Source organism: Victivallis sp., from assembly GCF_048170485.1.
Taxonomy (GTDB): Bacteria; Verrucomicrobiota; Lentisphaeria; order Victivallales; family Victivallaceae; genus Victivallis.
Map to the genome: position 1 here is coordinate 1 of NZ_DBEXAY010000150.1, position 4,933 is coordinate 4,933.

At 57.8% G+C, this 4,933-nt stretch carries 6 protein-coding genes; 4 read left to right on the forward strand and 2 right to left on the reverse strand.

What is annotated here, in order from left to right; translation table 11 throughout:
* Positions 1 to 114: LysR family transcriptional regulator (locus tag ACMLHG_RS07780; RefSeq protein WP_417170140.1), on the reverse strand; the 114-nt coding region annotated here is incomplete at its 3' end.
* A 395-nt stretch (positions 115 to 509) separates the two neighbouring features.
* Between ACMLHG_RS07780 and ACMLHG_RS07785 the strand changes: the two genes are divergently transcribed.
* Genes ACMLHG_RS07785 through ACMLHG_RS07800 form a run of 4 tightly spaced genes read left to right on the forward strand, consistent with a single transcriptional unit; the run spans position 510 to position 3,740 of the window.
* Positions 510 to 1,310: a cyclophilin-like fold protein gene (locus tag ACMLHG_RS07785; RefSeq protein ID WP_417170137.1), complete on the forward strand. Its 801-nt coding sequence runs from the start codon at positions 510 to 512 to the stop codon at positions 1,308 to 1,310.
* Between the two features lie 25 nt (positions 1,311 to 1,335).
* Positions 1,336 to 2,091, forward strand: coding sequence for an SDR family NAD(P)-dependent oxidoreductase (locus ACMLHG_RS07790; RefSeq protein ID WP_417170138.1), 756 nt, complete (start codon positions 1,336 to 1,338; stop codon positions 2,089 to 2,091).
* 24 nt (positions 2,092 to 2,115) lie between these two features.
* Positions 2,116 to 2,655: a flavodoxin family protein gene (locus ACMLHG_RS07795; RefSeq protein ID WP_294433134.1), complete on the forward strand. Its 540-nt coding sequence runs from the start codon at positions 2,116 to 2,118 to the stop codon at positions 2,653 to 2,655.
* Between the two features lie 32 nt (positions 2,656 to 2,687).
* Positions 2,688 to 3,740 carry an alpha/beta hydrolase gene (locus ACMLHG_RS07800; protein WP_295808713.1) on the forward strand — a complete coding sequence of 351 codons (1,053 nt, stop codon included), beginning with the start codon at positions 2,688 to 2,690 and terminating at the stop codon, positions 3,738 to 3,740.
* 147 nt (positions 3,741 to 3,887) lie between these two features.
* Here the strand turns inward: ACMLHG_RS07800 and ACMLHG_RS07805 are convergent, their stop codons facing one another.
* The gene (locus tag ACMLHG_RS07805) at positions 3,888 to 4,778 is read right to left on the reverse strand and encodes an AraC family transcriptional regulator (RefSeq protein ID WP_417170139.1); all 891 of its coding nucleotides are present in this window, start codon (positions 4,776 to 4,778) and stop codon (positions 3,888 to 3,890) included.
* Positions 4,779 to 4,933 lie beyond the last annotated feature (155 nt).

The window sequence follows — 4,933 nt, forward strand, 5'->3', positions numbered from 1 at the left end:
CTCCTGCAGCTGGCGGGAGAGGGTCGGCTGGGTGACATGCAGGGCGCGGGCCGCTCCGGTCATGCTTCCGGTGTCGGCCACTCCGAGAAAATAGCGCAATACTCTGAGTTCCATATTCGGCTGGGGTCTTCCATGCTGATATCCGTGTCGGCCGGGGGGCCGCCGGCCGACTTCTTCTTACAATAGCACGGTTCCATCGCTTTTCAACTCTCCGGCATTCGCCGGTTTCCCGCCGGAGTTCTCCCGGTGCCGCGTCCGGAGACAATCCCGGAACAGGTCGTTTGTGTTATAGTTTTAAGGCATATCATGATATAAGAAATAAGTATTTGCTATTTCATAAAAATCGTTTACATTGAGTAGTGACATCCCCGGAATGTCGATGGCCGCAGAAAAAATGGACTGGAAGGAGGTGCTGCATGCACAGGTGGTATTCCACAATCGGATTGGGTGTTGTCATCGCTTTTGTGCTGATTTTGGTCGTGTGTGCGGAGAAAACGAAAGGCAATGCAATGAGAGATCGTATTGAAATCATCGTCGGTTCCGCCCGTTTTACCGTCGTTCCTGCGGAAAATGAGGCCGCCGCCGCGTTCCTGCAACGACTGCCGCTGACGGTCGAAATGCGGGAGCTCAACGGCAATGAGAAATATGCCGATCTGGCGAATCCGCTGCCGGCAAAGGCGGAAACGCCCGGAACGATCCGGTGCGGCGATCTGATGCTGTACGGCAGCTCCACGGTGGTGCTGTTTTACGAGAACTTCTCTTCCCCCTACCGTTATACCGTGCTGGGAAAAGTGGAGAATCCCGACGGCTTGAAGGCCGCTCTGGGGCGGGGAAATCCGACCGTGACATTCGCGGCCGTGCCGAAGAGGCCGGCCAAGCGGCTCGCCTCCGACGGAGCGGTCATGCAGCGGGAAAATCCCGCCATGCCGACGCGGGTGTTGAAGAGCGGCACGAAGATCCGGATGCACTTCGGCGATACGGTTATCCCCGGGATCCTGAACGACAGCGAAACGGCGAAGGCGCTGATCACCCGGCTGCCGGTCACGGTGCGGATGAGCCGGTATTCCCACGATTTCTGCGGCGTGCTGGCCGAACCGCTCCCCTACCGCGAGAGCGAGGTGCATTACGGCTGGCTCAACGGCGACATCGATTTCGCCCGAGACGGGAACTATTTTACAATTCTTTTCGAAGACGAGGCCAATTCGGCACAATATGGCCATCAGATCAATATCGGGGTCGTAACGTGTGAGCTCTCCCGGATTGCCGGATTGCGCGGCAGTTACGAGGTCCGGATTGAACTGGCAGAGTGAATTTGCAACACAGGAGGAATGAGCAATGGATTATGAATTGAATGGAAAAGTCGCTCTGGTTGCCGGTGCGACCAGCGGGATCGGCAAGGCGACTGCGGAGATGTTCGCCCGGGCAGGGGCTTCGGTCGTCCTGGCGGGGCGGCGGGAGAAGCTCCTGCGGGAAATCACCGATTCTCTGACGGCGGAGGGGCTCAAAGCCGCCTGGACCGTCTGCGACGTGACCGACGAGGAGCAGGTCCAGAAGATGGTCGCATTCGCCGCCGACACCTTCGGCCGCCTCGACTGCGCCTACAACAACGCCGGAATCATGAGTGACGACGTGGAGACTGCCGAACTGGAATCCTCCGAGTTCGACCGGGTGATGAACATCAATCTGCGGAGCATGTTTCTCTGCATGAAATACGAACTTCGCCAGATGCTCCGCCAGCAGGGCGGGGGATACTCCATCGTCAACAGCTCCTCCATCGGCGGCCTGATCGGCCTGCCGGGGCGGGTGGCCTATCACGCCTCCAAACATGCGGTGCTGGGGATGACCAAGTGCGCGGCATTGGAATACGCTGCCCGCGGCATCCGCATCAACGCGGTCTGTCCGGCGACGATCGAAACTCCGATGGTGGAGAAGATGCTGGCGACCGGTGCGATTCAGGGAGTGGCCGAGCCGATCGGCCGCTTCGGGCATCCGGAGGAGGTGGCTTCGACGGTGCTCTGGCTCTGCAGTCCGGCCGCTTCGTTCATCGTCGGGCAGGGGATTGCGGTCGACGGCGGCTACACGGTGAAATAACGTTACTGAAAGCCGGAGGTGAATATGAAAAAGGTTCTGCTGATCTCTTCGAGCCCGCGGCGCGGCGGAAATTCCGATCTTCTGTGCGATCAGTTTCTGCGCGGCGCGGCGGACGCCGGTCACCGCGCGGAAAAGATCTTCCTCGCGGAGAAGACGATTCACTACTGCACCGGATGCGGCGCCTGCGCCAACGCCACGCGCCCCTGCGTGCAACAGGATGACGTGGCGGAAATTCTGGAGAAGATGGTCGCCGCCGATGTGATCGTTCTCGCGACCCCGGTCTACTTCTACACGATGTGCGCCCAGCTCAAGACGCTGATCGACCGGAGCTGCCCGCGTTACACGGCGATTTCGAACAAGGAGTTTTACTTCATTCTGACCGCGGCGGATTCCCGCGTCGACGCGATGCGCCGGACGGTCGAGAGCCTCCGCGGCTTCACAGAGGATTGCCTCGAAGGCAGCCGGGAGCGCGGCATTCTCTACGGCGTCGGCGCCTATGAGAAAGGGGAGATCAAAGCTCTTCCGGCGTACCGGGAGGCGTATGAAATGGGGCGGGCCGTCTGACACCTGCCCGAAACGATGAAGGAGAGTGCGGAATGAAACGATTACTGGTAACAGCAGTTGCACTGCTCGGCGCGGTGGGAATCGCCGCCGCGGACAACATTCAGAAAAAGGAGACCGAAATGAATTCCATTGCGAACGATACCCGTATTTTCAAGACAGACCCCGCGATTCCGGTGCAGGATATCCGGTTCCGGAACCGGTTCGGCATTGAGCTTGCCGGCCATCTCTACCGGCCGAAGGAGTTCGACCCGGCGAAGAAGTACGCCGCCATCGCCGTCAGCGGTCCGTTCGGGGCGGTCAAGGAGCAGTCCTCCGGACTGTACGCGCAGGAGCTGGCGCGGCGCGGTTTTGTGACGCTCGCATTCGACCCCTCCTTCACCGGAGAGAGTTCCGGGGAACCCCGGTTCGTGGCGTCGCCCGACCTCAACACGGAGGACTTCTCCGCCGCGGTGGACTGCCTTTCGCTTCTGCCGTACGTCGATGCGGAGAAGGTCGGCATTCTCGGCATCTGCGGCTGGGGCGGTTTCGCCCTCAACGCCGCCGCGAACGATCCCCGCATCAAGGGGACGGCCGCCGTCACCATGTACGACATGAGCCGGGTCAGCGCCAACGGCTATTTCGATTCGATGAATGCCGACGGCCGTTACGAACTGCGGCGGCAGCTCTGCGCACAGCGGCTTCGGGATGCGAAAAGCGGGAAATATGAGACCGCCGGCGGCGTGCCGGATGTTCTCCCTGCGGATGCTCCGCAGTTTGTCCGGGACTACTTCGCCTACTACAAAACCCCCCGCGGCTACCACCCCCGTTCGCTCAACTCCAACCAGGGGTGGAACAAGACTTCGACGCTGGCGTTTCTCAACGCGCCGCTGCTCACCTACAGCAGTGAGATCCGCTCCGCCTGTCTGCTGGTTCACGGTGAAAAGGCGCATTCGCGTTATTTCAGCGAGGACGCGTTCAAGAAGCTGACCGGCGACAACAAGGAGCTGCTGATCGTCCCCGGCGCGAGTCATGTGGATCTTTACGACAACTTCGAAAAGATTCCGTTCGACAAGCTCGAACAGTTCTACACCCGCTATTTGAAGTAAGGGCGTATTTCCTTCTTTCGCGGCCGGGCAGTGGCATCCATACCCTGCGCGGCCGCGTGATTTTTGCCGCCGGGAATTTGCGCGGAACCCTCTGAATTCCTTGATTTCTGTTGCACGGTTGCGAGATGCTCCGCTGTGGTCCGTGCTTCAGGAACCGGTTGTTCTTTTTTTCTTCCGTCGCCCGTCGGCAGGCGCTGAAGGCGGGAATTTCCCGGTGCTTGCCAGGTTCGTTTCCTCCCAGGAAAGCGTTGCCTTTTCCGGCTGATGCGGCGGAATGGTCCAGTCATCCTTGAGGGTGCGTTTCCGGTATTGCGAAGGGGTTTCCGCAAAATATTTTCGAAACACACGGCTGAAGTAGTTCTGGTCTTGAAAGCCGGAGTTCCTGGCCACTTCGGAGATGTTCCAGTAGGGAATCTGCAGGAGTTGGCGTGCCCGCTGCAGACGGCAATGGATGAGATACTGCAGCGGAGATATCGCATATGTTTTCTGAAACAGGGTGTTGAAGTAACTTTCACTGATGCTGTATTTCAGACATAGTTCTTTTATGGTAAACGGCTTGTAGAAGTTGTTCCTCATGTATGCCACCACCTGTTCCATCTGCTGATGGCGGATGGCCCACGTCATATTTTCAGTCTGGTTTTCAAACTCAGAAAGTCGTTTCCAGATCGCTTCCAGCAACGGCGGAGCCGCGAGAAGACGCGACTGCTGCTGCATGAAGACCAGATGGTTGAACCAGGCCAGAAGAATGGGATCTTTCCCGGTATCGACGATTCGAAGCATGTCGTCGCAATTTCCGCCATTGATGTTCATTACGGCGAAAACGGTTCGACAGTCGTCGGAACCCTTCTGCTCGTGGCGGATTTTCGGCGGCGTGACGAATACCTGTCCGGCTGTGGCGTTCATGCAGCCGAAGCCCTGAAACTCCACGGTGCAGCTGCCGCGTTCCACCATAACCAGCTCAACCCCGTTGTGACAATGCATCGGGGCATTGGGTTTGTCGTAGTCCGCTGCAAAGATCAATTCAAAATTCTCAGCCATACTGTTTTCCTGCAATAAAGTTGTTTTGTGCTAAAATATCACAAAATCTTCCTGGTTTCAAGCCATTGTTTTTGCTTTCTTTTGATGTATCTTACTTTCAATGGAAGATACGAAAAAGAAGATGGCTTATTTTCTCGAAACAAGGAGAATGAGAA

What these genes read in the sequence shown, in the direction of transcription:
- ACMLHG_RS07785 (WP_417170137.1), top strand. Translation starts at nt 510, where the DNA reads ATGAGAGATCGTATTGAAATCATCGTCGGTTCCGCCCGTTTTACCGTC.
- ACMLHG_RS07790 (WP_417170138.1), top strand. Translation starts at nt 1,336, where the DNA reads ATGGATTATGAATTGAATGGAAAAGTCGCTCTGGTTGCCGGTGCGACC.
- ACMLHG_RS07795 (WP_294433134.1), top strand. Translation starts at nt 2,116, where the DNA reads ATGAAAAAGGTTCTGCTGATCTCTTCGAGCCCGCGGCGCGGCGGAAAT.
- ACMLHG_RS07800 (WP_295808713.1), top strand. Translation starts at nt 2,688, where the DNA reads ATGAAACGATTACTGGTAACAGCAGTTGCACTGCTCGGCGCGGTGGGA.
- ACMLHG_RS07805 (WP_417170139.1), bottom strand. Translation starts at nt 4,778, where the DNA reads ATGGCTGAGAATTTTGAATTGATCTTTGCAGCGGACTACGACAAACCC.